The 23589-nt window shown below is 68.9% G+C and carries 50 protein-coding genes; 42 read left to right on the forward strand and 8 right to left on the reverse strand.

The features are described from left to right. Positions 1–54 precede the first annotated feature (54 nt). The 12 genes from ACFVT5_RS40985 (at position 55) to ACFVT5_RS41040 (ending at position 5937) form a co-directional block, all read left to right on the forward strand. Entirely contained in the window at positions 55–294 is a 240-nt protein-coding gene (locus tag ACFVT5_RS40985) for a hypothetical protein (RefSeq protein WP_389899165.1), read from the forward strand. A gap of 60 nt (positions 295–354) precedes the next feature. Next, positions 355–1110 (forward strand): hypothetical protein, encoded by a 756-nt coding sequence (locus ACFVT5_RS40990; RefSeq protein ID WP_389899166.1) that lies wholly within the window; start codon positions 355–357, stop codon positions 1108–1110. After that, positions 1107–2312 (forward strand): hypothetical protein, encoded by a 1206-nt coding sequence (locus tag ACFVT5_RS40995; RefSeq protein ID WP_389899168.1) that lies wholly within the window; start codon positions 1107–1109, stop codon positions 2310–2312. The genes ACFVT5_RS40990 and ACFVT5_RS40995 overlap by 4 nt, the downstream gene beginning before the upstream one ends. 2 nt (positions 2313–2314) lie before the next feature. Continuing rightward, positions 2315–2605 carry a hypothetical protein gene (locus tag ACFVT5_RS41000; RefSeq protein ID WP_389899170.1) on the forward strand — a complete coding sequence of 97 codons (291 nt, stop codon included), beginning with the start codon at positions 2315–2317 and terminating at the stop codon, positions 2603–2605. After that, entirely contained in the window at positions 2602–2856 is a 255-nt protein-coding gene (locus ACFVT5_RS41005; protein ID WP_389899172.1) for a hypothetical protein, read from the forward strand. The genes ACFVT5_RS41000 and ACFVT5_RS41005 overlap by 4 nt, the downstream gene beginning before the upstream one ends. 171 nt (positions 2857–3027) lie before the next feature. Then, the gene (locus ACFVT5_RS41010) at positions 3028–3225 is read left to right on the forward strand and encodes a hypothetical protein (protein WP_389899174.1); all 198 of its coding nucleotides are present in this window, start codon (positions 3028–3030) and stop codon (positions 3223–3225) included. Beyond that, entirely contained in the window at positions 3222–3509 is a 288-nt protein-coding gene (locus ACFVT5_RS41015) for a helix-turn-helix transcriptional regulator (RefSeq protein WP_389899176.1), read from the forward strand. The genes ACFVT5_RS41010 and ACFVT5_RS41015 overlap by 4 nt, the downstream gene beginning before the upstream one ends. Next, a complete protein-coding gene (locus ACFVT5_RS41020) occupies positions 3506–4141 on the forward strand; it encodes a hypothetical protein (RefSeq protein WP_389899177.1) in 636 nt (211 codons plus the stop codon). The genes ACFVT5_RS41015 and ACFVT5_RS41020 overlap by 4 nt, the downstream gene beginning before the upstream one ends. After that, positions 4111–4383 (forward strand): hypothetical protein, encoded by a 273-nt coding sequence (locus tag ACFVT5_RS41025; RefSeq protein ID WP_389899179.1) that lies wholly within the window; start codon positions 4111–4113, stop codon positions 4381–4383. Before ACFVT5_RS41020 ends, ACFVT5_RS41025 begins: the two co-directional genes overlap by 31 nt. A 131-nt stretch (positions 4384–4514) precedes the next feature. Then, entirely contained in the window at positions 4515–4808 is a 294-nt protein-coding gene (locus tag ACFVT5_RS41030; RefSeq protein ID WP_389899180.1) for a hypothetical protein, read from the forward strand. 152 nt (positions 4809–4960) lie between these two features. Then, positions 4961–5356 carry a hypothetical protein gene (locus ACFVT5_RS41035; RefSeq protein WP_389899181.1) on the forward strand — a complete coding sequence of 132 codons (396 nt, stop codon included), beginning with the start codon at positions 4961–4963 and terminating at the stop codon, positions 5354–5356. Positions 5357–5385: 29 nt separating this feature from the next. Further along, a complete protein-coding gene (locus ACFVT5_RS41040) occupies positions 5386–5937 on the forward strand; it encodes a ribbon-helix-helix protein, CopG family (RefSeq protein ID WP_389899182.1) in 552 nt (183 codons plus the stop codon). 39 nt (positions 5938–5976) lie between these two features. Here the strand turns inward: ACFVT5_RS41040 and ACFVT5_RS41045 are convergent, their stop codons facing one another. The 5 genes from ACFVT5_RS41045 to ACFVT5_RS41065 form a co-directional block, all read right to left on the reverse strand. Continuing rightward, positions 5977–6261, reverse strand: a complete 285-nt coding sequence (locus tag ACFVT5_RS41045; RefSeq protein WP_389899184.1) for a hypothetical protein — start codon at positions 6259–6261, stop codon at positions 5977–5979. Positions 6262–6454: 193 nt separating this feature from the next. Next, the gene (locus ACFVT5_RS41050) at positions 6455–6637 is read right to left on the reverse strand and encodes a hypothetical protein (RefSeq protein WP_389899185.1); all 183 of its coding nucleotides are present in this window, start codon (positions 6635–6637) and stop codon (positions 6455–6457) included. A 48-nt stretch (positions 6638–6685) separates the two neighbouring features. Continuing rightward, positions 6686–7456, reverse strand: a complete 771-nt coding sequence (locus tag ACFVT5_RS41055) for a hypothetical protein (protein WP_389899187.1) — start codon at positions 7454–7456, stop codon at positions 6686–6688. A gap of 145 nt (positions 7457–7601) precedes the next feature. Continuing rightward, positions 7602–7841 carry a hypothetical protein gene (locus ACFVT5_RS41060; protein WP_389899189.1) on the reverse strand — a complete coding sequence of 80 codons (240 nt, stop codon included), beginning with the start codon at positions 7839–7841 and terminating at the stop codon, positions 7602–7604. A gap of 160 nt (positions 7842–8001) precedes the next feature. Continuing rightward, positions 8002–8730 carry a GntR family transcriptional regulator gene (locus ACFVT5_RS41065; RefSeq protein ID WP_389899190.1) on the reverse strand — a complete coding sequence of 243 codons (729 nt, stop codon included), beginning with the start codon at positions 8728–8730 and terminating at the stop codon, positions 8002–8004. Between the two features lie 254 nt (positions 8731–8984). On the opposite strand from ACFVT5_RS41065, the gene ACFVT5_RS41070 reads away from it, so the two are divergent. The 19 genes from ACFVT5_RS41070 (at position 8985) to ACFVT5_RS41160 (ending at position 18799) form a co-directional block, all read left to right on the forward strand. After that, entirely contained in the window at positions 8985–9389 is a 405-nt protein-coding gene (locus tag ACFVT5_RS41070) for a hypothetical protein (protein ID WP_389899192.1), read from the forward strand. Between the two features lie 262 nt (positions 9390–9651). Beyond that, on the forward strand, positions 9652–9915 hold the full coding sequence (locus tag ACFVT5_RS41075) for a hypothetical protein (RefSeq protein ID WP_389899194.1): 264 nt from the start codon (positions 9652–9654) through the stop codon (positions 9913–9915). A 17-nt stretch (positions 9916–9932) separates the two neighbouring features. After that, positions 9933–10295 (forward strand): ATPase, encoded by a 363-nt coding sequence (locus ACFVT5_RS41080; protein WP_389899195.1) that lies wholly within the window; start codon positions 9933–9935, stop codon positions 10293–10295. A gap of 34 nt (positions 10296–10329) precedes the next feature. Beyond that, positions 10330–10635 carry a hypothetical protein gene (locus ACFVT5_RS41085; RefSeq protein ID WP_389899197.1) on the forward strand — a complete coding sequence of 102 codons (306 nt, stop codon included), beginning with the start codon at positions 10330–10332 and terminating at the stop codon, positions 10633–10635. Positions 10636–10680: 45 nt separating this feature from the next. Further along, positions 10681–10884, forward strand: coding sequence for a hypothetical protein (locus ACFVT5_RS41090; protein ID WP_389899199.1), 204 nt, complete (start codon positions 10681–10683; stop codon positions 10882–10884). A gap of 5 nt (positions 10885–10889) precedes the next feature. Further along, on the forward strand, positions 10890–11114 hold the full coding sequence (locus ACFVT5_RS41095; RefSeq protein ID WP_389899201.1) for a hypothetical protein: 225 nt from the start codon (positions 10890–10892) through the stop codon (positions 11112–11114). A 107-nt stretch (positions 11115–11221) separates the two neighbouring features. Further along, positions 11222–12541: a hypothetical protein gene (locus ACFVT5_RS41100; protein ID WP_389899202.1), complete on the forward strand. Its 1320-nt coding sequence runs from the start codon at positions 11222–11224 to the stop codon at positions 12539–12541. Positions 12542–12564: 23 nt separating this feature from the next. Next, positions 12565–13164, forward strand: a complete 600-nt coding sequence (locus ACFVT5_RS41105) for a hypothetical protein (protein WP_389899203.1) — start codon at positions 12565–12567, stop codon at positions 13162–13164. A 61-nt stretch (positions 13165–13225) separates the two neighbouring features. Continuing rightward, positions 13226–15418 (forward strand): hypothetical protein, encoded by a 2193-nt coding sequence (locus ACFVT5_RS41110; protein WP_389899204.1) that lies wholly within the window; start codon positions 13226–13228, stop codon positions 15416–15418. Between the two features lie 208 nt (positions 15419–15626). Then, on the forward strand, positions 15627–16049 hold the full coding sequence (locus tag ACFVT5_RS41115; protein WP_389899205.1) for a hypothetical protein: 423 nt from the start codon (positions 15627–15629) through the stop codon (positions 16047–16049). Positions 16050–16082: 33 nt separating this feature from the next. After that, the gene (locus ACFVT5_RS41120) at positions 16083–16274 is read left to right on the forward strand and encodes a hypothetical protein (RefSeq protein WP_389899206.1); all 192 of its coding nucleotides are present in this window, start codon (positions 16083–16085) and stop codon (positions 16272–16274) included. A gap of 37 nt (positions 16275–16311) precedes the next feature. Then, positions 16312–16506, forward strand: a complete 195-nt coding sequence (locus ACFVT5_RS41125; RefSeq protein WP_389899208.1) for a hypothetical protein — start codon at positions 16312–16314, stop codon at positions 16504–16506. Positions 16507–16592: 86 nt separating this feature from the next. After that, complete coding sequence (locus ACFVT5_RS41130) at positions 16593–16838, forward strand: hypothetical protein (protein WP_389899209.1); 246 nt, start codon at positions 16593–16595, stop codon at positions 16836–16838. Positions 16839–16925: 87 nt separating this feature from the next. Further along, complete coding sequence (locus ACFVT5_RS41135) at positions 16926–17441, forward strand: hypothetical protein (protein ID WP_389899210.1); 516 nt, start codon at positions 16926–16928, stop codon at positions 17439–17441. A 10-nt stretch (positions 17442–17451) separates the two neighbouring features. Next, on the forward strand, positions 17452–17721 hold the full coding sequence (locus tag ACFVT5_RS41140; RefSeq protein ID WP_389899212.1) for a hypothetical protein: 270 nt from the start codon (positions 17452–17454) through the stop codon (positions 17719–17721). Positions 17722–17723: 2 nt separating this feature from the next. Beyond that, complete coding sequence (locus tag ACFVT5_RS41145) at positions 17724–17921, forward strand: hypothetical protein (protein ID WP_389899213.1); 198 nt, start codon at positions 17724–17726, stop codon at positions 17919–17921. A gap of 9 nt (positions 17922–17930) precedes the next feature. Continuing rightward, positions 17931–18152 carry a hypothetical protein gene (locus tag ACFVT5_RS41150; protein ID WP_389899214.1) on the forward strand — a complete coding sequence of 74 codons (222 nt, stop codon included), beginning with the start codon at positions 17931–17933 and terminating at the stop codon, positions 18150–18152. Positions 18153–18263: 111 nt separating this feature from the next. Then, a complete protein-coding gene (locus ACFVT5_RS41155) occupies positions 18264–18530 on the forward strand; it encodes a hypothetical protein (protein WP_389899215.1) in 267 nt (88 codons plus the stop codon). After that, positions 18530–18799 carry a hypothetical protein gene (locus tag ACFVT5_RS41160; protein WP_389899216.1) on the forward strand — a complete coding sequence of 90 codons (270 nt, stop codon included), beginning with the start codon at positions 18530–18532 and terminating at the stop codon, positions 18797–18799. The genes ACFVT5_RS41155 and ACFVT5_RS41160 overlap by 1 nt, the downstream gene beginning before the upstream one ends. 249 nt (positions 18800–19048) lie before the next feature. On the opposite strand, the gene ACFVT5_RS41165 is transcribed toward ACFVT5_RS41160, so the two are convergent. The 3 genes from ACFVT5_RS41165 to ACFVT5_RS41175 are packed head-to-tail and all read right to left on the reverse strand — an operon-like array spanning position 19049 to position 19798. After that, on the reverse strand, positions 19049–19186 hold the full coding sequence (locus ACFVT5_RS41165; protein WP_389899218.1) for a hypothetical protein: 138 nt from the start codon (positions 19184–19186) through the stop codon (positions 19049–19051). Continuing rightward, complete coding sequence (locus ACFVT5_RS41170; protein WP_389899220.1) at positions 19183–19563, reverse strand: DUF6221 family protein; 381 nt, start codon at positions 19561–19563, stop codon at positions 19183–19185. The genes ACFVT5_RS41165 and ACFVT5_RS41170 overlap by 4 nt, the downstream gene beginning before the upstream one ends. Beyond that, positions 19556–19798, reverse strand: a complete 243-nt coding sequence (locus ACFVT5_RS41175; protein WP_389899221.1) for a helix-turn-helix transcriptional regulator — start codon at positions 19796–19798, stop codon at positions 19556–19558. The genes ACFVT5_RS41170 and ACFVT5_RS41175 overlap by 8 nt, the downstream gene beginning before the upstream one ends. Before the next feature lie 158 nt (positions 19799–19956). On the opposite strand from ACFVT5_RS41175, the gene ACFVT5_RS41180 reads away from it, so the two are divergent. From ACFVT5_RS41180 to ACFVT5_RS41230, 11 genes are all read left to right on the forward strand, one after another. After that, entirely contained in the window at positions 19957–20334 is a 378-nt protein-coding gene (locus tag ACFVT5_RS41180) for a hypothetical protein (RefSeq protein ID WP_389899222.1), read from the forward strand. Positions 20335–20403: 69 nt separating this feature from the next. Beyond that, a complete protein-coding gene (locus ACFVT5_RS41185; protein WP_389899223.1) occupies positions 20404–20796 on the forward strand; it encodes a hypothetical protein in 393 nt (130 codons plus the stop codon). 63 nt (positions 20797–20859) lie between these two features. Next, entirely contained in the window at positions 20860–21552 is a 693-nt protein-coding gene (locus ACFVT5_RS41190) for a vWA domain-containing protein (protein ID WP_389899224.1), read from the forward strand. A 67-nt stretch (positions 21553–21619) separates the two neighbouring features. Next, positions 21620–21841, forward strand: coding sequence for a hypothetical protein (locus ACFVT5_RS41195; RefSeq protein ID WP_389899225.1), 222 nt, complete (start codon positions 21620–21622; stop codon positions 21839–21841). Between the two features lie 4 nt (positions 21842–21845). Beyond that, positions 21846–22106: a hypothetical protein gene (locus tag ACFVT5_RS41200; RefSeq protein ID WP_389899226.1), complete on the forward strand. Its 261-nt coding sequence runs from the start codon at positions 21846–21848 to the stop codon at positions 22104–22106. A gap of 11 nt (positions 22107–22117) precedes the next feature. Next, positions 22118–22288 (forward strand): hypothetical protein, encoded by a 171-nt coding sequence (locus ACFVT5_RS41205; RefSeq protein WP_389899227.1) that lies wholly within the window; start codon positions 22118–22120, stop codon positions 22286–22288. A 236-nt stretch (positions 22289–22524) separates the two neighbouring features. Then, on the forward strand, positions 22525–22725 hold the full coding sequence (locus tag ACFVT5_RS41210; RefSeq protein ID WP_389899228.1) for a hypothetical protein: 201 nt from the start codon (positions 22525–22527) through the stop codon (positions 22723–22725). A 2-nt stretch (positions 22726–22727) separates the two neighbouring features. Continuing rightward, positions 22728–22898, forward strand: coding sequence for a hypothetical protein (locus ACFVT5_RS41215; protein WP_389899229.1), 171 nt, complete (start codon positions 22728–22730; stop codon positions 22896–22898). Beyond that, on the forward strand, positions 22895–23191 hold the full coding sequence (locus tag ACFVT5_RS41220) for a hypothetical protein (protein ID WP_389899231.1): 297 nt from the start codon (positions 22895–22897) through the stop codon (positions 23189–23191). The genes ACFVT5_RS41215 and ACFVT5_RS41220 overlap by 4 nt, the downstream gene beginning before the upstream one ends. Next, positions 23188–23343 carry a hypothetical protein gene (locus tag ACFVT5_RS41225; protein ID WP_389899232.1) on the forward strand — a complete coding sequence of 52 codons (156 nt, stop codon included), beginning with the start codon at positions 23188–23190 and terminating at the stop codon, positions 23341–23343. The genes ACFVT5_RS41220 and ACFVT5_RS41225 overlap by 4 nt, the downstream gene beginning before the upstream one ends. Further along, positions 23343–23579 carry a hypothetical protein gene (locus tag ACFVT5_RS41230; protein WP_389899233.1) on the forward strand — a complete coding sequence of 79 codons (237 nt, stop codon included), beginning with the start codon at positions 23343–23345 and terminating at the stop codon, positions 23577–23579. Before ACFVT5_RS41225 ends, ACFVT5_RS41230 begins: the two co-directional genes overlap by 1 nt. Positions 23580–23589 lie beyond the last annotated feature (10 nt).

Genomic DNA, 23589 nt, shown 5'->3' on the forward strand with positions numbered 1-23589 from the left:
TCCGGATACAGCCCGCGCACGCCAACGAGACCGCCACCCAACAGGAGTAGACCAATGCCCAGCACACCCAGCCCGCTGACCGAGCAGCAGCTCGACGAGACCGTGACCGTGAACTACGCCGACGTCGAACTCGACAACGGCGAGAACCTCCGGGATCTCGGCGTAGGCGACTACCTCGAACTGTCCGAGACCGTCGCTGGGATGACGCCTGGCACATGGCAGGTCGTCGCCTGGCGTGGCGAATTCCAGGACAAGGCCGTGATGCGCCTGGCGTCAACCACCGACACCGCCTGACGCGCATCCGGATACAGCCCGCGCACGCCAACGAGACCGCCACCCAACAGGAGTAGACCAATGCCCAGCACACCCAGCCCGCTGACCGAGCAGCAGCTCGACGCCTACGCCGAGGCCGCTGTCCTCGCCGACCACACCGACACCGGGATGGACCCCGCGATCGTGACCAGCTTGGTTGACGAGGTCCGCCGTCTTGAGCAGCAGCGCCGGTTTCTGTTGCGGCAGATCGCGAAGAAGGACGCCGCATCCGGCGCCGGCGACCGGGCCCTGCGCGAGTTCCTCGGCGCCGAGGAGCAGCCCGAGCCCGACATCGCTGCCGCCGACAACCCGACCCTGCTCCGCTGGGGCTTGAACGATGTCCAGTGGGGCGACGACGACACGGTCACCGTCGTGCTGTCCGGTCCGCAGCGTGAGCCGTACTGGCTGGAGCTGGACCCGGAGCGCGCCGCCGTACTCCGGCAGGACCTGGCCGGGCCCGACGGCGAGGACGGTCCGTGTGCCTGCGGTGAGGGCGTTGTGCACGGCACGGCCGCCGAATGCCCCACCGCGCCGACCCGCCACCTGGAGGACGGCAGCACCCACACCGTGCAGGCACTCGAAGACGCCGGTGAGGCGTGCGTGCAGCACCAGTGCACGGCCGCCCGGGAGGAGGACCGGCTGCGGCAGGACGAGTACCGCGTGCGCGCCGCTGTGGAGGGCGTGCTCGATGAGGTCGCCGGTCTGGCCGAGGACGGCCGGGTCACGGCGGAGGTGGCGGCAGAACTGCGGGGCCGGCTGCGGGATGCCCTTGGCCTCGACCGGCCGATTGCCGGATGACCACCCGCACGACGGCCGTCCGCTGCTGTTCGACCCAGCAGCGGGCGGCCCGCCCGAACCGTACCCGCGATCACTTGGAGAAGACCATGACCGACCCGACCGTCCTCGGCCTACTGCGTGACGCCGAGCGCTACCTGTCCGCGCTGCACGGCTCGGTCGCCCGGCACGACAACCTCGGCGCCGACTTCACATGCGAAGGCTGCACGCTGCGGGACCGGATCGCTGCGGCGGTGCCCGGTCTCGCCGCCGTGCCGTCTGCGCCCGCCGACCGGGCCGACCTCCGCGACCGCATCGCCCAGGCGCTCTACGAGCGTGAACGGCCGCCTCGCGACCCGCACTGGCCGGACGTGTACGTCTCCGACCGGGAGGTGTTCGAGGGGATGGCCGACGCGGTGCTGGCCGTGCTGCCGCCCGCCGACCGGGCCGCCGTGCTGAGCGAGGCCGCCGACGCTTTGGCTGCGGAGTGCCAGGTTCACCGGGCGCCTGGCCTCAACCACTGGAACCCGCTTCGAGTTCGGGGCATGTCGGATGCCGAGCAGCTGCTGCGTCGTCTGGCCGCCGAGGCGCAGCAGACGCGGACCCGCGACGAGACCCACGCACAGGCCGTCGCAGAGGTCCGGGCCGCTGCCCGCCACCTGTACGCGGACATCGGGGTCAGGGTGATGGCCGTACTGGACGACGCGGCCGAGGCGCAGCAGCCGGAACCCGAGGCGCAGCCGGACGTCCCGTGCAGCCAGCCCAACCCGTGCGACGGCGACGAACTTTGCAGCACCCACGAGGCTGCCGAGGCCCACGCCGAGGGCGAGCATGCGTTTTGCGGGCCGACGTGCGAGGTCCGGTTCCCGACCGAGCAGATGCGCAACTTCGTCGTCGCGAAGGGCTACCCGGGGACCGCCGGGATGCTGGACGAGCTGCTGCGCCGGGCCGGGGCGCAGCAGCCCGCCCGCTGCTCCTGCGCCCACGCCCGCACCATGCACACGGGGCCGACCCTGTTCTGCGCCGTAGCGGAGTGCGCGTGCACGCAGTACGCCGGGGCGCAGCAGCAGCCCGACACCGAGACGCCCTCGGGATGCGCGCACCCCGGCGTGCACCCTGACTTCACCTGCGCCGAGGCGAACCAAACGCGCCCCTTCTGGGAGGGGCGGTGGGGCGAACAGCGCACCCAGCCTGCCGTCCCGACCACGCCCGCGAAGGAGGCGTGACCATGGCTGGCCGAGCGGAGGCAGATGTGATCGCCGAGGCCATCGACACCGCTGTCGCCCTCGGCTGGGCCCTCGCCGCCTGGGTCGCGGTCCTCGCCGCCGTGGGCACCGTCGTGGCGCTGGCGAGGCTCGCGACCGGGGCGTGGGCCGTGCGCGGCCTCTGGCGGGCCCTCAGCGGGCCGCTGACGGCCGAACAGGCCCCGCAGGCCCCCGAGTCCAGTCAAACCCCTCAGAGGCCCACAGAGCCCCTCTGGGCCCATTCCGAACGCCACGACTACGAGGACGCAGCATGAAGCTCGCTGAACTCCGCGCCCAACTCGAAGCCTTCAACCTCCCAGACGACACCCCGGTGATCCTCGCCCGTGACGCCGAGGGCAACGGCTACAGCCCGCTGTACATCGTCGACGACGCCCTCTACGAGGCCAAATCCACCTACAGCGGCCAGATGTACGCCAGCCCAGAGATGCGCGCTGCCGAGCCCGGCCAATGGGACGAGGCACCAGCCAGCGCCATAGCCGCGATCTTCCTGTGGCCAACGAACTGAGCACCACACAGACGGGCCGTCCCCGCCGAAACCGGGGACGGCTCGCACCACCCACCACACCACGGAGAGCCCCGTGATCGCCCGCATCGTCGGCGCCGCCTGCCCACTCCTCGCCCTCGCCGCACTCGCCTACCTCGTAGTACTCGCCGTCCGCGACCGCCGGAGGAAGCCGTGACGTACCTCCTCACCGCACTCCTCGCTCTCGCGTGCGGCGGGATCATCGGCCACCGCACAGCCCGCATCCGGCACGTCGTCATCGGCGGCACACGCGAGCGGGACGACGCGGCGTTCCTCGCCGACGAACGCGCCCGGTTCTGGCAGCTCGTGAACGGCCTCGACCTGCCAGACGACCCCCGGAGCGCAGCATGAGCGGCCGGACTCCACTCGACGCCAACATCAGCATCCTCTCGGCCCTCACCCCACGTCAGCGGCAAGTCCTCGCTCTCGTCGCCAACGGCCACACCAACGCCCAAGTCGGCCGCCGCCTCGACCTGAGCAGCATGACCATCAACCGACACCTCGCCGAGATCTACCGGGCGCTCGGCGCGAAGGACCGGGCAAACGCCGTCGCCCTCGCGCTACTCCATGGCGACCTCACCCGCGAAGACATCAACACCCCAACGCCCGTCCGCGCAGCACGGAGGACGAAGTGACCGACCGTCACACCGCCGACACGATCACCAGCGACGCACTCGACAAGCTGTACGAGCGAGTGGAGTTCTACGAGGCCGCCCTCAACCGCATGCGCGACCGAGCCGAAGTCACCGTCGTCCGCGTCCACAAGGCGCTCGCATCGTTCGAGGGGCGCGGCGTCATCACCCCCGAACACGTCAACCTCGACATTCCCACCGCAAGTGAGGTCATCGCCGCCGTGCGCGCCGCCCTCGTGGCGTCGTCGAACCCGGCAGTGGCCGTTGAGGTCCGCCAGCCCTGCCCGTACTGCGGCGACCGACAGATGATCCCCCGCAGCCAGTACGACGAACACGTCATGCGGCTGCACCCCGACGTGAAGCCCATCGACCCGGAAGCGGCCGACCAGTCCGACCCCGAACTCCGGCGCCAGCTCGCCGCTGCCGTGCGGGCGCTCGGGGCGTCCGAGGCGGAGAACCAGAGGCTCCGCCGCGTACTCACCGACATCCTCGGTCGCTTCCAGCGCGTCTGGCCCGGCGCCGAGCCCATGCGATACCAGGCCGTCGTGACCGTGGAGGACCACGCGCGGTGGACCGCTGCACTCAACTCGACCACGGAGCAGCTGTGCACTGTCGAATCGCCGCCGCAGAAGTAGCGCGCACCCTCACCGCCCGAGGGCACACCAACTCCCTGACCGGGCCCGCCTGGCGGCCCGGCCACCGCGCCACCCAGGCCAGCCCAACGACGGCTCGCGTCTGGCACGACGGACCCGACGAAGCGGACCATCTTGACCAGTACACCGCCGCGCTCGGCACCGCGGGCTACACCGTCACCACGGAACGGGCGGCGAGTCGCCGTCCGTCGCTCCGGATTACCCGGCAGACCAAGGAGAAGTGACCAGAGCAGCACAGTTCGATCAACGGAAACCGGACAATCCGGCCGAAGCCCTACACCCAACCACCCTCTACTAGGAGACTTCACATGACCCAGACCACCCGCGACCCCGACGACGACAAGGAGCAGCGCCGATGAGCGAGAGCACGCCCCACCACGGCGTCCCGATGTACCCCATCAGCCCCTGCGACTGCGAGATCTTCCCCTGCGGAGGCGTCGACGTCGACAACCCCCTGCCCTGCCGCACGCACCGCGTCACCATGTCGTTCCACCCGGCCGACGGCGAAATGTGCCAGGCCCTTGCCGCCCGCACAGTCGGAGCACCCAGGGCCGAGGCGCCCCCGCGCCGCGGCCGAGCCCGCGAGATGAACGTATGGGACAGCAACGGCCGCACCCGCGCCGTCGTCCGACCCGACGAATCGGACTAGGAAGCAGGGCCGTCCAGCGCCCCTCGCGCGCGCAGCACGGAGGGCGAAGTGGCCGAGGCGGCGACATCATCCGCGCCACGGCCGCCACTTGGCGCATGCGTTAACCCCTCCTATGGTTAACGCATGCGGAAATTCCGCAGGGGGGGGTCACGATGAACACCACCACCGCCGCACTCAAGGCCCGCGTCACCGTCGCCACGATCCGCACCTGGTGCCGGATCGGCGCCGTCGCCGCCGTCAAGGCGGCCGACCGGTGGGTCATCGACAGCGTCTCCCTCGCCCGCCGCATCACCATCGGAGCCCGACGCATGGCTAAGCCCGAAGAGCCCATCGGTCCCGCCATCCTCACCAACATCCGCCGTGCCCGCCTCGGCTACACCCGCTACCGAGCCGACCGACCGGCCCTCGCCGAACGCTACGTGCTGCCCGGCCTCCTCCAGGGCGTCGCAGTCTGGCGCGAGAAGGGCCTCGTCGACGAGGTCACTGTCAATGGGCGCCGCTACCACGTCCTGTCCGCGAAGGCCGTGGCCATCCGCGCCACCCTCTGACGCCACGCACCCCCAGGGAGACCACGACCATGACCCGTCCCGTAGGCCGTCCCGAGATCGGCCCCAAGCTCGAAGTACGCGTCAGCGACGAGACCCTGGCCGGCATCGAGGCCGACGCCCAGCGCCGACAGATCAGCCGCGCCCAGTGGCTCCGGGCTGCTGTCGAACAGGCGCTCCCCTACGACGTCCTGGCCGACCTCGGGCGCAGCCAGCTCGCCGACAGCCTTGCCACCCTGGACGCCAATACCGGACTCAGGGAATGGGCCCTGGACGCGGACGCCTCCCGCAGCGAGCGGCTGATCGCAGCCGAGCGCTACGCCGGCGTCTGGAACGAGCTGCGCACCATGGCCGGTAGCCTGCGGGACACGCTGCCCGTACAGCAGGCCCGCGACGCCTACGCGGCGGCCGAAGCCGCCGACCCGGACATGGTCCAGCAGGACACGGCACAGGCGTGGGCGCGCGCCCACGCGGCGGACGCTCTCGACTCCATCCTCGCCGCAGTGGTCCTGATGTGCCCCGTCGACGGGGGCAGCGTCCGCACACGGGCCGACCTGGACGACCCGACGGCCGATCTCGACTGACCCGACCGCGCCAGTGCCACCCTCGTCGGCCTGCTACCGCTAGAACCGTCCCGTGCAGGCGAGGCAGATCAGCGCACTGTCCCACTCCGCCCGCGCCATCCCCGCCTGGTCGGCTCGCTTCCGGATGAGCGCACCCCAGCCGAGACCTGCCACGACCGCGGCCAGCCCGGCCAGGATCACCCCGGATACGAGCCCGACCACGCCCAGCAGCGCCACCCCGACCGCCGGTAGGTACGCGGCGTCTGCGGCGGCCGGGGGAGCGTAGGCGGAACGCAGCGGCGAGCCCGGCGGGAGGCTGTCCCGGTAGTGGGAGAGGAGCTGCACGTTCGTTGATCCGCACTTCAGGCTCGGGCAGTTCACAGGGCAACCTCTGTGGGGGCGGCGGGGGTTGGTGACAAAACACTCCGCACGCCGGAGATCCACAACAAGCTACTCACGGGGACTGTGACGCGGGTCACCGGTGGAACGCAACGGGCGCCCCAGCCGACACAACGGTGGGACGCCCACGGGGCGGCGGCTAACCCCCAGCAGCGCCCGGCTCCGGGGTCTCCTGCCAGATGCGGGCCGCCAGCAGATCCACCTCATCCTGCGACGAACCCCGCTTTGCGGCGATCATCATTCGCGTGCCATCCGGCAACGTCGCCCTGCGCATCTCCACGTCCGGCATCCCAGGCACCGGCATCGCCTCGTCATAGCCCATCCCGACAGGCTAGCCAGAGTCGCCGGCCCGGCAGTAGTGGATCGGAGATCAGGGCGCGTCTCGCAGGTGCTTGACGATCCACGGAGGCAGCCGGCCCTCGTAGTGCTGGATCGCGTACTTGAAGCTCAGGCGGTCCGTGGCGAGACCGCGGCTCTCACCCTTGAGGATGTGGCCTTCGCCGTTCTCGAACTGACTGATCGCCGACTGCCTGCACTCGCGGTAGATCGCAGGCCGCTTCCGCTCGAAGTCGAGCAGCGCGTTCCGCAGTCGCGGCTCGCTCAGTCGATCAACGACGTCCCAGAGGCGCCCCAAGGCGGCCCGGCGATCTTGCTTGCTGGCCTGCTGCCCCTCACGAGCGGAGGCGAGTGAGGAGGAGTGTTGGTCGCCAGCATCTTCTTCATCCGTACTTCTTCCGTCACTACTTCTTGAAGAGGTACCGCTCACCGACGTCGCGCTGACCGACGTGCCGCCAGCCGACGTACCGCGAGCGGTACCCCGGTCCTGCGGGATGTCATAGACCTCAAGCACCGTCACGAACCTCCCCCTCGCCGCCTTCTCCTTCCGTCGAATGATGTAGCCCGCCGCCTCCAGTTCGGCGAACGCCGAGCGGAGACCGCGGCGTCCCTCGCCCACAACATCCCCACGGTGGCGCCGGGCTCGATCCGAGAGGGCGTCGGCGTTCGTCTCCCAGCCTTCTGGGCGGGAGAGCAACTCGGCCAGCACGCCGCGCGCGCAGTACGTCAGTCGGTCATCCCGGAGTGTCGCGTTCGGCAGGATCGTGAAGTTGTCGGCCGGTCTCGATCGGCGGATCTTCAGCATTCGCCCTGCCTCACGACATGGGCGCGCGCCAAAACAATCATGGAAGTCCCAGGTGTTGCGCGGGCTCCAGCGCCCGCTGATGTGCGAAGCGGCCGGACGATGGTCCGTCCGGCCGCTCCTGGTTGCCGCCCTCGCGCGGTGGTGGTCAGATCTCGGTCGTGCGGAAAGGCGGCGGCAAGTCCGGCAAGTCGACGTCGAAGACCTGCGCGATCAGATACCGGGCGACCGTGTCGGTCTCCAACTCGCTACGCCCGGTCGGCATCGACAGGAGGATCCCGCCCTTCTTGCGCTGTACGACGGCGCCGCAGAAGTTGGCGTCGGTGATCGAACTCTCGAAGAGTTCGACGCCCGTCTCGACCAGCAAGCGGGGGAGCGGGGTGGCCAAGATCTCCTCAGCCGACGGACGACGATCCGGCGATGAGCACGCAGGGGTTGCTAAGGTCATAGGGAGAACTCCGATCTCGAAGGGTTGGGTTCCTTGATCAGCGAGGTGCGAACTCGCTGGTCGAACCGGCCGGGCGGGTGCGAACCGCTCGGCCGTTCGCTTATTCGGTGTCGACCTGCCAGGCGCCAGGCGGGTACACGTCTTCCCAGACCTCCAGCGGGCCGTCTTCGTCGTGGAAGACGTTGACGACGACGAGTACCGATGCCGCGACCTCTGGCGGCAGGTCGATCCCTAGCGCCTCGACCTCGGTTTTCGAGATGATCCGGGCGGTACGCCGCTCCGGAGACCTGGTGACCTCGCGGCCGGTGCGCTCCTTGTACAGCTCCTGCCACCACTGCTCCAGCGGACCCTGGTCGAGGAGTTCCGGGACAGGGCCGAGGGCACGGACATGGATGAAGGAGCTGTCGAACGTGGACGGACCCCCCTCGTGGCGGTGTACTCGGCGTCGAATGACGATCTCGTCGTGCAGCTCAACGTCGAGCAGGCCGGCGATGAGGGGATCGGCGACCGACCTCATCGCCCTCCAGTGATCGGTTGAGGTTTCGCCTGGGCCGTAGCGCTGCCCCGTGCGCTCCATTCGCTTGAGGCGGGCCACGCCCGTCACGGCGACGTCTGGGCGATGGGCGACAGCAGTACCTTCCGACGTGGCCACAGTAAGGCCCTCCGCCTTGAGCAACTGAAAGGCGCGGTTCGCTGTACCCATGGCGACGTCGAACTCGTCGCATACCTTGCGCAGGGACGGGAGGTAGTCGCCGGGCGCAAGTTCTCCGTCCTGAATGAGTCGCCGATAGTGGGCGGCGATCTCCTCGTAGCGCCTCTTCGGCGGCATGTCTCTCCTGGCGGGTATCGGGGGTTGCATCTGCTCTACAGTAGCTCTAACGTAATGCCAGCGGCTAGGCCGCGCAACAACAAGAAACGGCCCCATTTGGTGCGTCACCACCGAACAGGGCCAAGGATCCCGGGGCGGGTGCGTCACCACCCGCCCCGGGCAGCCAGCAACCTGATGAAGGCAGGAGCTAGCCAATGCAGCACTCTACCCGTGCTCTAGTGCACCGTGATCACGCCGCCGTCACCCCACCCCCCATGTCGGCCGCCGACCGCGCAGCCCACGAGGCCGCGTCCCATGTCCGTGTCGCCCCCGAGGTGCTGCGTGCTGTCACCCGGTACGAGGTGGCTGCGGCACGCTACGACGAGCTGATCGAGAAGCCTGGGGACAGGCTGACGCCGGCCGAGTTCGATGCATTCCGGACGGCGCAGCAGGTGCTCGCCGAGTCGCTGGGGATTCTGGCGGACTCTGGGGAGCTGGGCTTGATCGGCCCGGCGGAGACGGCGTCCCGCTACAGGCAGGCCGCTGGCCACTGCCGCCGACTGTCCACGGGCCCGGCTGCCGCCTTCGACGAACTGATGTGTCTCCAGGATGAGATGGCGATGTGCCGCTGCCAGCTCGCCGCCGCCGGGCGTCTCGACCTGATCGGCGGTGCGTCGTGAGCGCCGAGCATGAGAGGGCGAAGCCGCCGTTGCCGGTGCGTCCGCCGCGTCCGCACCCGCAGGGCTTCATCCTCTGCCTGGATGAGGAGGGCCACAAGAAGCTCTCCGAGAAGGTCCGCGAAGTCAACAAGCGCTCTGAGTCCCGGCCGCGCTAGCCCCTAGTCGCCGCGGGCGGCGGGGATGACCGACATCCCCCACGGCCTCCGCCGTCCGCGGCTTTCCACCCCCAACTTCTCTGATCCTGAAGGGATCGTGATCCGTCATGTCTTCTTCGGCTCTGTTCGATGCCGATCGTGCTGTCTCCGATGAGCTGGCGGCGTTGCGTCGTCGCCGTGTGTCGGTCGCCGAGGTCGATGCCGATGCCCGTGCGGAGGTCATTGCCGACTATCTGGCGGCGACGGCGGCGGGTGACCACGGCGAGCGGACCCGGCTGCTGCTGCACGCGATGCGGCTGGACGCTGCCGCGCCGCACGGTCCGCGGTTGACCGACGAACTGCGCGGCCTCAGCTACCCGGCGGCTGCGTGATGGCGAGCGTCACGGTCGTGTCGTTCGGGTTCCTGCACGGGCCGGCGCCGGAAGCGCAGGTGGTGCTGGACCTGCGGGAGCACTTCCGTGACCCGCATGTCGACCCGGCCGTGAGGGAGTTGACGGCGGCCGACCGTGCGATCCGGAGGGCGGTGCTCGGTACGCCGGGTGTTCGTCTGCTGCTCGCGGCGACGGTCCGGCAGGTCGCCGCTTTCGCGGCGGGCCCGTCGGGCGGCCCGATCGCTGTCGCTGCTGGGTGTGCGGGAGGCAGGCACAGGTCTGCTGTCGCCGCGAATGCCATCGCTCGTCGGCTCCGTCGCCGGGGCCACACCGTGACCGTGACCCACCGCGACATCCGCAAGCCCGTCGTACAGCGCTGACGAGAACTCCACCCACCCCGAGAGAGGACGCACCATGCCGACCAAGGCCACGCCCGTCACTGTCGACGGCCTGATCGCCGAGTACGCCGAGCCCATCGCCGACGCCGTCGGCCTCGACCACGCCGACTACGACACGACCGCCGACGGGCTCGCCACCCTCCTCCGTGCCGCCGCCGACGACCTCGGCTCCCTCGATCAGAGCCGCGACTGGCTGGAGGAGGCCGCCGACGACCTGACCGCCATTGCCCGCCTTGGCGACGGCGGCCCGAAGACCCAGGAGCTTCTCAAGCGGGTCGACAACACCCTCTACGAGGCGAAGGCGGACCTCGAACTTTGCTGACCGGCTGCCCTGACCGCTTTCCGACCAAATCCTGAGAGGACATCAATGAGCACGTTCGAGAAGGGCGACCGCGTGACCGTGGTCGCCGCCGATCCGGAGTACGCAGCGACGATCGGTGAGTCCGGGGTCGTCCTGGACGACGGCTCCCTGTCCGGCGGGTTGATCGCCGTCAAGGGCATCTACAGCCGGGGCAAGGAACTGCTGCTCGGCTACCCGGCCTACACCGCCGACCAGTTGCGGAAGGTGTGATCGCCGTGACCGCCCGGAATAGCGCGCGGACCATCGCCGCCATCGCGTCACTCAAGGCCGCCGACGCGGCCCTCACCCTCCACACGACCGCGACGCGGCTGGCCGGGGTCACCGCCGAGACGCCGATGTACCGCCGCCTCAACAGCGCGGTCGCCCGCGCCGACGCCAACCCCCACCTACCCGACCGCTACCGCGACCCCCGCGACATCGCCGACGAGGAGGCCGACTGACGTGAAACTCCTCTCCTTCCTCTGCGTGGCTGTCTCGATCGCGGCCATCGCCTTCGCTGTCGGCCAGCACTTCTAACCCCCACCACCCCGAAAGGAAACCGATCACCGTGACCGCCGTATCCGTCGAGAAGGTCAACGGCACGCCGAAGACCTCGCCCGAGCCCCGGTTCGACCCGGTGGCCCTGGCCGAGGCGGAGGCGATCCGGAAGCGCGCCGACGCCGACGCCGACGCCGTCCGAGTCAAGGCCGAAGGAGAGGCGAAGGCCGCCGAAGCTCTCGCCGCCGAACAGGCCGAGGAACTGCGCCTGACGAACGAGCGCAAGCGGATGCGGCTGGAGAAGGACCAGGCCGACCACAAGGCGCACCTTGCAAAGAAGGCCGCCGAGACCGCGAAGGCCGAGGCCGAGAAGGAGAAGGCCGACAAGGTCGCCGCCGAGCAGGAGACCGCCGAAGCGAAGCGGGACGCCGAACAGCGGCGTACCGAAGTGACGTGGAAGTGGGGCGCCCGCAGCATCTACGCCGTCGGTCTGGTCATTGCGGCGCCCGTGCAGTTCATGCACTTCTGGGACCGAGAGCGGCCCTTCCTGATCGCCGCCCCCGCACTCCTCGAAGGGCTTGCTCTGGTACTGGCGTTCGGCGCGGCGTGGGCCGTAGCCCACCGCAGGGACGTCACCCCCTACCGGATCGGCATCATGCTCGGCGCGATCGTCGCCGCCGGCATCAACCTGTACGGCGGACTGTCCGACGGCCGGATCGGCTTCAACGCCGGACTCATCGGAGCCATCGCCTCGCTCGGCGGCCCCATCGTGCTGATGGCCTACGAGCACGGCATCGCGCAGAAGGCCGACGGGATTCCGTCGTGGCGGGAGCGCCGTGCAGCCGACAAGGCCGCCGCCGAGAAGGATGTCGCAGAGGAGCGGGGGCGCGCCGAGAAGAAGGCTGCCGCAGAGAAGGCTGCGGCCGACAAGAAGGCGGCTCAGCAGCAGGCGGATGCAGAGCAGAAGCGCCGCGATGACGATCGCAAAACGAATCACCCGGACGTGTGGGAGGTGGCCGACGCGCTTCGCTCCGCGCGCGGCTCCCAGTATGTGACGGAGCAGAGTTGGGCCGAGGCTTGGCTACTCGTGACGGGCTGCCCGAAGGTCGGGATCCGCCCCGAAATCGAAGCCCAGTCGCGGGCTGCACAGGCCCACATGCGGACTGTCACTGACGCCCCCGTTTTCGGGTCGTTGTCGCTGATCGATTCCCAAAAGGCCCCCCGCGCCAAGCGCGATCCCAACGCTCCTGACGGGCGCCGCAGCAACGGCGGTACGCCGCCCGTCCGCAGGGCCGGAGACACCCAGCCGTACAGCACCGTCGCAAAGAAGCAGGCGGCGCTTGAGCAGACCTCACCCGCCGCGAAGAACACCCGCCCGAACGACAACTAACCCATCCCACAGGAGAGATCGTCATGAACTCGACCATCCGCCGGATCGCCGTTTCGGGCAGCGCGGCTGTAGCCCTCCTCGGGGGCGCCGCCACGATCACCGTCGCAACCGCCGAGACCGCGTCCGCCGTCGAGGTGCAGACCGCCATCGACCGTGCCACCGGAGCCCCGGTGAACATGCCGGACGGGCGCACCATCCACATCCTCGGCCTCGACAACGCCGGGTACGCGGCGACCCCGGAGCAGCACTCCACGATCGTCCTCGCCGCCGCACGGACCGACGGTGACCCGGCGATCGGCACCGGGCTCACCCCCGACAACGGGCAGGGATCCGCGATCACCAACCCGTACAACCAGGCGCCGACCACCGGGCAGACGGGCTACAACCCGCAGCAAGTCCAGACCCAGGCAGGCGGTGGGGCGATCAGCCTCACCGTGGCGATCGGCCTTGCACTGCTCGCCGTCGTCATCGTCATGGTCAAGAAGGGACACGTGAAGTTCGTCCAAGCCTTCGCCTGTGTCGCTCTCGGTGTCTACCTGGCCCCCACCTTCTTCGGGCCGCTGATCCAGCAGCTCGGCGGGTCCGCCGCCACCGGCCTCGGCAACGTGTGGGCCGGCTTCTAGACCACCCGCCTCCCGGGCCCGCCCTCGGGTCCCGGACCAACTCCAGGAAGGACATCGGCCAGTGGCCACCGAAGTGCAGCCCGAGCCCACCGAGCAGCAGCCCGCCGTAGAGGCCACCGAGCCCACCCGCAAGGACCGCGTCAAGGCGGCGGTCGTTGTGCAGTACGGTCACACCGCTGCACGCGCCAAGGAGTGGTTGGCGACAAGCGACATCGACGACGCCGAGATCTGGCAGCTAGCGGGCGAGCGGAAGCAGCGCAAGCACGACGACAAGCTCGCCCACCAGCAGCGGGCCGCCGCTGAAGCACACGCCCGCCTCGCCCACGCCAAGATGCAGGCCGACGCCGGAGAGTCCACCAGCAGTGGGATGCTCGCGAGCCTCGGTGGGCGCGTCGCTGCCGAAGAGTCCAAGCTCGCCGCGCTCCAGAACACGCCCATCCTCCCGCCCACCCAGCGGGACGCCAACGGCGTCCGCCATGCCAAGAAAGCAGGTCGCGCGGCTATCGTCGCCGCCGGAGGGCTCGGCTCCCTGTCCGTCCTCGGTACTGCCGTCGAGCAGGCCGCCACCGGCCAGCCGATCCTCCTCGCCGCCCTCGGTACAGCGGCGGGCTACGGCTGGTACCTCGTGTCCCGCCCTTTCGACGCCGGCCAGCCTGCACCTGCCCCGACCACGGAGACGCAGACGCTGGCCGCACCCGTGAACATGACGAAGACGGAACAGGCGGTCGGGCAGAGGGAGTTCAACGCCCCGCCGCCGCCGGCGCTTACCGTGCCGCAGCTTGAGGAAGCCCTCCGCAAGATCGGCATGATGAAGGGCGACGACCAGGTGCAGATCCTTGCCGTGCCGCAGAGGGCGAAGGATGGCAACACCACTGTCGTCTTCGACCTCCCGGCAGGCCAGAAGGTCGCCACCCTCCAGGCGAAGATTGAGGAGTTCGCCGGGGCGATCGGCCGCGACTCCACCATGGTCGATGTCGAGAAGGCCGGTTCAGCGGTCCGCACCAGCCTGTGGATCACCGACGAGGACCCGTTCGAAAGCACGCGGCCCTCGCCGCTACTGAAGGCCCCCGGCCAGATCGACGCCTTCAGTGACGGCGTGCCCACCTCGTGGAACAAGCGCGGCAAGACCGTGCTGCTGCCGATCCGCAGCTCGAACATCGTCATCGGAGGCGGCACCCGCTCAGGCAAGGGCGTCGGCGCGTCCAATGTCGTGGTGGGGGCCAGCTTCGATCCCCGGATCAACTTGCGGATCGTCGCAGGCAAGGAGAACGCCGAGTGGAACGCCTACGCCAAGGCGGGCGTTGCGGCCACGTACTTCAAGCCCGACCCGGACCGGCTCCTCGCACTCCTGGAAGCCGAGATCGTCGACATGAAGCGTCGCGAGGCCGAACTCAACCGGCTCGGCAAGAGCAAGCTGATCGCGCCGGTCATCGACGACCTCGGCGGCCTCGAACTGATCGTCATCGACGAGCTTGCCACCTACACCCGAACCGGCAAGCAGCAGCGTGACGAGATCATGGAGAAGATGGTCAACCTTGCCTCCGTTGCGGTCGGTGCAGGGATCATGTTCGTCGTCATCACGCAGTACCCGAACGCCGACGTTTTTCCGACTGAGCTGGCGATCAACTTCACCACGCGGTGGGCGATGCGTGTCGACACGGCGAAGCAGTCCAACGCGATCCTCGGTGACGGTTCCGCTGGGCAGGGCCGCGACGCCTCCAAGTTCGATCCGCCCCGGCCTGGCCTGGGTTGGCTCGTGAACCCGTTCGTTGGGGTGACCGACACGGCCCGCTCCTTCGACCTCGACGAGGACGAACGCGGCGAGATCACCTCGCTGCTAGAGAAGGCCGCGAAGATCCGCGAGCAGGCAGGCCGGCTCGCCGGACAGTGGGACGACCCGATCGAGAAGCACCTCCTCAACGCCACCGGCCTGTCGTCGTCGGCGGGCGGGCCGAAGCGGGACGGCGTCCCGGGTCGTCTGGTTCTGCACCGCACCCCGGATCAGCGCATGCAGATGGAGGCGCTACGGGGCTGCCTGATCGCCATGAACGACCTGGGGCGAGATGTGGCTCAGGTCGACGAGATGACCGAGCTGATCGGCGGCGGCATGGACGAGGAACCGCTCGGCGAGCTGCTGCGGGCTGCCGGAGCAGGCAACACGGTGAAGGTCACCATCCCCGGGCTTCCGAACCGTGTGAACGGCTACCGGAGGGCCGACATCAAGGCTGCGCTGGACTTCCTTGAGGGCCACTAGACCCCGACGATTCACGCCTTTTGCCCCAGACAGTCCCATCCGAAATGCGCACTATGCCCGGACTGCCCGCCGGACGCCCCGGAATGTTGATCTTGCAGACCCGGACGCGACCCGGGTCGCGTCCACCCCCCGTCCGGGGGGACGTCTGGGTGCAAACCATCTCATGTCCACCCGAACAAACTACAGCAAACCGGAACGGAGTTCATCCATGGCAGGCAAGGTCTGGCACCCGCACAAGGCGAAGCGATTCGCCCGCGAAGCTCAACTCGGCGTCCCCTATTACGTCGTTCTCGACGTCGCCCGGAACCTCGCGCCCTACGAGGACGCGCAGCTCTACAGCGTGTACCGGTTCACCGCCCGGCGCCCGTTCACCGACACCCCCTGCGACGGGGCCATGGACGCCGTCTCGCTGTGCCAGAACTACGGGCCGGTCTACGACCATCCGCCCGTGGGGATGCGCAACGTCGCCGGCCCTGGTCCGCAGGTTGCCGGCCCGGTGGACGCCTCCGCGATCCACGACCTGGACGCGACCGAGATTCGCCACATGGAGAAGCGGGCGAAGGAGGCCAGCGACCTGCGCCGGGAGGCGGCCGAGAAGGCCGCGAAGCGCCGTTGGAGCCGCTTCAGCTAACCGACACCCGTTCCAACCAAAGGAGGAGTCCCGATGTCCGACCTGAAGATCACCCACCAGTCCGTGCGGGACTACATCGCGGCTAAGAAGCGCGGCGACCGTGCCACGACCGACCGGATCGTCGCCGAAGTCGCGGCCCGCGTCAACACGCGCACCACCGACGGCAGCGAGATCACGGAGCTGTACCACGCCACCATGCACGTCCGCCTCGGCGAAGACCTCTAACCCGACCATGCAACAACCCGAGAGAAGGGACGAAGTAATGGATCGACGCGAACACATCGCCCGACAGGCAGCCGGATCCGTCGATGACGTGATCGAGGCACACGAGCGCGGTGAGGCAGTCGACCCGGTCGACGTCGCAGTCATGCAGGCGAACCTGCGCGCGGCGCAGAAGGCGGGCTTCCACCCGTTCGAGCTGGACCAGTACCGACGCACCGCGCCCGAGCGCGGCTAGCCAAGCCGGGGCGCCCCTCCAGCCAGGAGATAGCCCCGGCCCGCTGACCGTCAAACCGTCCACAAAGACCAGCACAGGAGGAACACATGGCCGACTACAGCGACCCGAATACCCCACTCACCGCCAGCGGGTACGCGTGGAGCGCCACGCTCACACTCGGCCCTGTAAAGCACGGATCGAACCCCGCCAAGGACCGCACCGGCGTCTATGCCCCGCCGCCCGGCGCCACCGTGAGCACCCTGCTTGCGGGGATCCGCGCCTTGCACGCGCGAGAGAGCGGTGTTCCCGCCGAATCGGTTGTCCTCGTGCGCTACTCGCTGCGCGAAAAGTAGATCAGCCGGGGCGCCCCTTCCGGCCTGCCAGCACACAGGGGCGCCCCTTCCACCCACCACGCGCATACGCGCAGAAGGCAACCCATCATGACCACGATCACCCGCACACCCACAAGCCCAGCCCGGACAACGACACCCCACCTCGACCTTGAGGCGCGACTTGCGCTGACTGAAGCCGCGATGGGCGCCCGCCTCGACATGGCCGGCGTGGCCTTCGAGGTGAACACCGCCCACATCCCCGCCGCGCCGCTGACGGAGATCACCGGCCCGCTGCCGCTCACCCCAACCTCCCAGCCGTGCCCGTACCGGACACCGCTCGCCGCACTCCTGCACCGGGCCCGCATCCGCCTCGACCGCGACGGCTGGTGCCGAGGAACACGCCGAAATGAGCGCGGATCCCTCTGCCTCGACGGTGCCGTCCGCGCTGAAGCCCGCCACCAGCGCGAGGCCGACAACGCCCTCGTACTCCTCCTGGAAGCCATTCGCCGCGACTTTCCGACGGCAGAGACGGTGCCGGCGTGGAACGACTCCCAGCTCGCCCCGCTCCTGCCCGGCGCGTACCTCGACCGGGCCGCGACACTCGCCCACTCACGACTCCTCTAGGGAGAAACCCGTGAACCAGAAGCCCGCGGTGAACGCCGAAGAGTGGGCGCGCAACCAGCTGATCAATTGCGTGATGGAGCACTACTCCTTCGGCCGGGCAACAGCCGAGCCCATGGCCGACGCGTACATCGCGCTCGTCCTTTCCGGAGCCGGGAGCACTCTCCACGATGACGTTCACACGCTCTTCCTGACCGTCGCGGCAAAGGCGTTCGGGCGCGGCGAGCAATGGGGGATCACCGCCCTCCCGCAGCTCATCGCCCACCCCAACCCCTGGAGATGACCATGCCCAAGCCCACACCCGAACAGATCCAGGAAGCCGGCCGACAACTCCAGCGCGGAGGACTCCTCGGCACGGGCAGCCATAAGAAAGCCAACAAGGTCGTCGACGACGCCGTCGCCGCCGGAATGGACCCGCAGGACGTCGCTCTCCAGATCCTCACCGCCGCCGCAGACCACTCGCCCCGACCCTGGGCCCGATAGGAGAACCAAATGTCCAAGCCCACCGCCGAAGAACTCCGCGTCTACGCCGAGGAGACCACCCTCCTCGCCGACTTCCGCCGCGCCCAAGCCGACCTGTACGCCCACACCGCCCGCGAAGCAGCCGCCGGAAACCTCGAAGAAACGCCCGAGTACCAGCGCCTCAACCAGGCGGTGATCGACGCCGGGAAGAAGCTGCCCAAGGGGCTCAAGCACCTCGCCAAGGACATCTGACCATGCCCGACAACGAATGCAACCTGTGCGGCGCGCCCGGCGGCTACCCGTACTGCAACGAAGACTGCCGCGAAGCCGACAACCCCGAAGACTACGAAGAGGAGTAACCCCATGTGTATGGGCATCTGTATGGAACCGTCGATCTACGGCATGGAACTCGAAATCGCCATGGAGATCGAGGACGGCGTACCGGACTGCTGCCACGGCCCGATGGAGAAGCAGGCCGACGAACCCTGCACCATCTGCTGCGCGCCGGATAGGACCGAGGGAGAGGGCGCTGGCGTCCACACCCTGTACCGGTGCAGCGACTGCGGAACCGTCGTCGAAGTCAGCGGACTCGGCCTCGTCGACGACATCCGAGAGAAGAGCGCCGCCTGATGGCGATTCGACACGTGACCTGCTTCGTCGCCGTGTGCGACCTGTGCGGCACCAGCGAGACCAGCGACGGCTACGCGCCCCACGGTTCGACGGAGCAGGCCGTCATCGACATCGTCACCGAAAAGTGGGGCGACCCGAAACTCGGCTGGACTCACACTGCCGACGGCCGTCTCGTCTGCGACACGGAAGACGACGCCGCGCATCGGACCGTCCACGAGGAAGCCGGCAGGACCATCAGCGACTGCGCCATGACCGTCGCCTTCACCTGATCAGCCGGAAACGGCAGGGCCCCGGCCATCCTCGGCCGGGGCCTTCGCTGCGGGGATGGCGCGGGCCATCCACCGGTTGTCTGTGACCTGCCGGGGTGGCATTGCTGGCTGGAGTCCGAGCGTCAGCAACTGCCTTAGCCCGTCGGCGGTTTCCGCCTCGTCATCACCCTGCACCGTGAACCTGAGCGCCATATGGGCAGTGTGCCCGGCGGGGTGGCGGAGGCGGGTCGATTCGGGCGAAGTGGGCTTCTACTTCTTGCGGCGGCGGTGGTTGCGGTAGGCGAGGTAGATGCGGGCGGCTACCAGGCCCACGATCACCACGGCGACCACGATCCGCACCCACGGCGGGAGGACACCCGAGTCGGGGAGGAACACCGCAACCGTCACGGGCGCCACGCCTGCCGGTAGCCGGGCCGGTCCGCGTAGGGCAGGGCGAGCAGGCGCAGTGTGGTGCACCCGAACTCGCGTCCCTGGTAGTCGCTGGGGACGTCGCAGACGACGCACCAGCGCGGTTGCGCCTGCCGGTGCTCGGCGATGAGCCGCCGCTTGGCCTCGATCTCGCGCAGCACCCGGGACGGATCCCACGCCACGATGTGCTCGGCAATACCAGCCCAGTTGGCGGAGGCGCACTCCTCAGCTCGGTCACCTTCGGTGGCGACGATGACACCAGTCTCGCCGATCTGCCGGAAACTGTCACCGGCCTCCCGCGCGATCCGCTCGTCCATGTCGAGCTGGGCACGCAGCCACCGCACAAGGTCATCCATCCTGCGCCTCCTTGGCCTCGGGCTTGTCGTGCAGGTCGGTTCGGGACCCTTGTCCGGGCCGCTCGAAGTCGAGAATGGTGGCTGGCCGCCAGAGCGGGGTGCGCCCGTAGGTGTGGTCAGGCTCGGGTAGTTCGCCGCGTTTCCGTGACCGGTAGGAGCGGATGGTCCCCACCTTGACGCCCCAGTGCTCGGCGATGTCGGCGACGGTCCAGTACTCGGCTTCCGGGTCGGCCACCCTTGCTCCCTTGTCATGTTGAGGTCGACAAAGTCTAGCGGCCCACCACTCTTCGAACTTCGCTGCATCCATGTTGACAAGGTTCCTCCGTGCGGCCTAACCTTGTCAATGTCAGCGAGGCGAAGTGATCGCCAGGGAGACCAACAGGGGAGACGGCAATGACCAAGGGCCAGCAGTTCGCGAAGACCATGCGGGGCAACCTCGGCATCGGCGCCCGCACCCGCCGCTTCCGCAAGAACGTCGACCTGCATGCCGAGATCATCGAGTGCGTCCGCAACGCGACCTACTACCCCGGCTACTACACCGGGGAGCGCTCGGAACTGTTCCAGGCCGCGTTCGGAGCCCAGGTGTCCTACGGCAAGCACATCGCCGGACGCCGCGCCGACTCCAACGTGATCTCCCACATCAACGCTCTGTCGCCCTGGCAGTTCTGCGCCCTCCTCGGCGACATGGTCGACGCGGAGATCGCCAACGTCGGCGACGGGGAGCGGTTCTTCGCCGAGATGGCCCGCAACCTCCAGCCCCAGGCCGCCTGACCCACCCAGGGCCCGGCCCTCATCGGCCGGGCCCGCCGATCCACCGCACATCCGCACCAGGGGGAACCGTTGAACACCAGCCTTCGCCGCCGCACCCAGGCCGCCGCCAAGACCGCCACCAAGGCGCTCCGCTACCGAGTGATCGGAGGCCAGGTCGCAGCCGACCTCGCAGCCGGACTCCTCGTCCGCACCGGCGACGTCCTCGACCGACTCGGCGCAGGGGACCTCAAGGACGGCTACCAAAGCTGGTACGGCCGACACGTGAAGAAGGCGTACACCGCCGCCAACGGCCACGCCCCGGCCTCCTGCTGGGTACAGCACCGCACCACCGGCCGCTGGATCCGAGTCCACGTCTACAGCCCGTTCGACATCGCCCTGTACGTCGGCCTCGCCACCTACAAGCAGACCGCCCACCTCGCCCGCCCGGCCTTCTACCAGGCCGCCTACATGGAGGCCGCCTAGACCAACACCGCGGCGCACCAGACGATCAAGAACCGCACGACATTCACGCAAGGAGTCACCGCAATGCCCGTCAGCAACGTCCCGTCCGGTCTCGTCAGCCTCGTGAAGTCCGCCGCCGTCTCCCTGGAGAAGCGCGGCCTGGCCGGACAGCGGGCCGCCGTGTACCTGGTTCTCGACCGGTCCCGCAGCATGAGCCGCTACTACCGTGACGGCTCGGTGCAGCATCTTGCCGAGCAGGCGCTGGGCCTGTCCGCCAACTTGGACGACGACGGCAGCGTCCCGGTCGTGTTCTTCGACAGCGACGCCCACCCCGCTGTCGAGATCAGCGTCGACGACTACCAAGGCAGCATTGACCGCCACCACAAGACGCTCGGACCCATGGGCTCCACCAACTACTTCGCCGCCATGGACGAGGTCATCGACCACTACCTCAACTCCGGCGGCACCGACCCCGCGTTCGTCATCTTCCAGACGGATGGCGGCCCGGACTCCCGGCGTGCTGCGGAACAGGCGTTGTGCAAGGCCGCCCGGCTGCCCCTGTTCTGGCAGTTCGTCGGTTTCGGCCCCGACCGGTTCGACTTCCTCCGCAAACTCGACAACCTCGGCGTCCCCGGCAAGCGCGTCGTCGACAACGCCGGCTTCTTCCCCGCGGGCGACAACCCGAAGCAGATGTCCGACGCCGACCTGTACGACCAGCTCATGAGCGAGTTCCCGGACTGGCTGGCCGCGGCACGGGCCGCCGGAATCCTGCACTGACCCTCCGCACGCCTGACCCGCCCACCCGCAGGCCGCCTACACGGCCGCCGCGTAAGGAGAACCAACGATGTCCCGACACATGGACCGCATCCGCCGCGAGGCGATGGAGCAGTACGGCGACGCGCCCGCCACCGCAGAGGAGGCGCTGGCGCACGTGCTCAAGGTGTACGCCGACGAGCCCAACAGCCGCCTGATGGTTGAGGCGACGACCGGCATCTACGGCGACGGCGTCCGTACCGGACTAACCATGGGCGACCTGCGTTCTCTGGCCGCTCGCCGGACCGGCTGACATCGTGATCGCCCGCCCGCCGTCCACGGTCCCCGTCCCGGACGCGGTCGCGCTGCTTGCCGGCGCGCAGATCCCGCCGCACATCCTGGACGCGGAGATAGCCGCCGTGGATGCCGTGCACCGCTTCGGGCTGTCGCGCGGGCCGCGTTATGAGGAGGCGCGGCAGGTCGCGCTCGCTGATATCGCCCGCGCCAACAAGATCCTCGCCGCCCACAATCCGGGCCTGATCGTCGGCTCGGCCGACCTGCCCGGCATCAACCGATAGGAGAACTGCCAGTGTCAGCCACTTCATCCGCCGATCGCGAGCGCTTCGTCGTCCGGGAACTCGGCCCGCGCTGCTTCGTCGTCGACGACACCGTGACGACGCTCAGCTACGACATGCGGTTCACCCGCTGGGCCGCGCAGGAAGCCGCTGACCGCCGCAACCAGCGGCAGGGGAAGGCGTGACCATCGCTCGGCAGTCCGGCACTGATGCTTTGGTGGAGCCGCCTGTCCGCATGCGGGACGGCCTGGACGTGTCCTTTGAGGATGTGCCCTATCCGGTGGTTCCCGCGTTCACCAGCCGCCCTGTCGTGCACCTTGCGGTCGAGTGCGAAGGCGTGGAGTGGAATTGGGGCAGCAGCGTCCGAGTACTCGTTCGCACGCGATGCGGGAAGAGAGAGTTGGCAGTTGACCGACGCAGCATGTCCTGGGTTGCCGAGTGCAAGCGCTGCTTCCCGCGTCGGCCCGAAGGACCTGCCGCCCCGCCGGAGCCCGTCCCGCCCGATGTGCCGACGCCGCTGGTCGAGCCCCGCACGCACGACTGGGACGACGACCCGCGCACCTCCGCACGAGCCGACGCCCGCTACTGGGATGAGCTATACGACCGAGACGAGGAGAACTGACCATGCAGATCATCAGGGTTGCCGAGGATGGCGCCGTCACCATCGAGATAGCCGCGCGCGAGGTCAAGGACGTTTACGACGATCTCAACTACCTCCCCTTCTCGCACATCACGCCATCCGGAGCGAAGCTGTGGGAGCTGCTGGAGAAGATCGTCGGTCGGGAGACGCTGTGACCCGCCGCCGTCTGTCCGCGAAGGCGGCCCGCGCCGTCATCGACGCCGCCGAGATCGTGAAGGCCCCCGACTGGTCGGAGACCCATTGCTGGCATGTCGTGTCCGGCGGCCGGGTGCTGGTCGTCATCGAACCGTCCTACGGCGGCGTATCCCGCAGCGGACGCAACGGGTGGAACTGGTGGCTTGCCGACGGGGCGCGCACCCTCAACAAGCCCGAACCTACCCGCCAGCAGGCCGCCGTTATAGGGCGGCTGGCCTGGGAGCGGTGGGCCACCTATAAGGAGATGCCGTGAGTAGCACTCGTATCGCCGTCGAGATCACTGTGTCCGCCGTGAACCTCACCGAGTGGGACCGCGACGAGTTGGAGGCCGCCGTGCGGGATGCGGCAGCCGCATGGAAGGCAGACGTAACCGTCGCCAGCAACGAGTACGAGGTGGAAACCTGATGACTCATCCGCTCCCCGTTGGCAGCCGCGTCCGGCACTACGGTCAGCAGTGGGCCGCCGCACGCGCCGGTACTGCCACCATCCGCGAGGTGAAGGGCCCTTGGCCTGACGGCTCCTACGAGTACCGGGTGACGGCGGGCAAGGACTTCTCCCGCCGCACTGGTCCCGACAACCCCGAGACCCGCGAAGCCTGGTGGCCCTCGGACGCAACGATCCAGGCGCAAGCCACGTCGTGACCACCCCACC

The sequence above is a fragment of the Streptomyces sp. NPDC058001 genome, assembly GCF_042886315.1.
Taxonomy (GTDB): Bacteria; Actinomycetota; Actinomycetes; order Streptomycetales; family Streptomycetaceae; genus Streptomyces.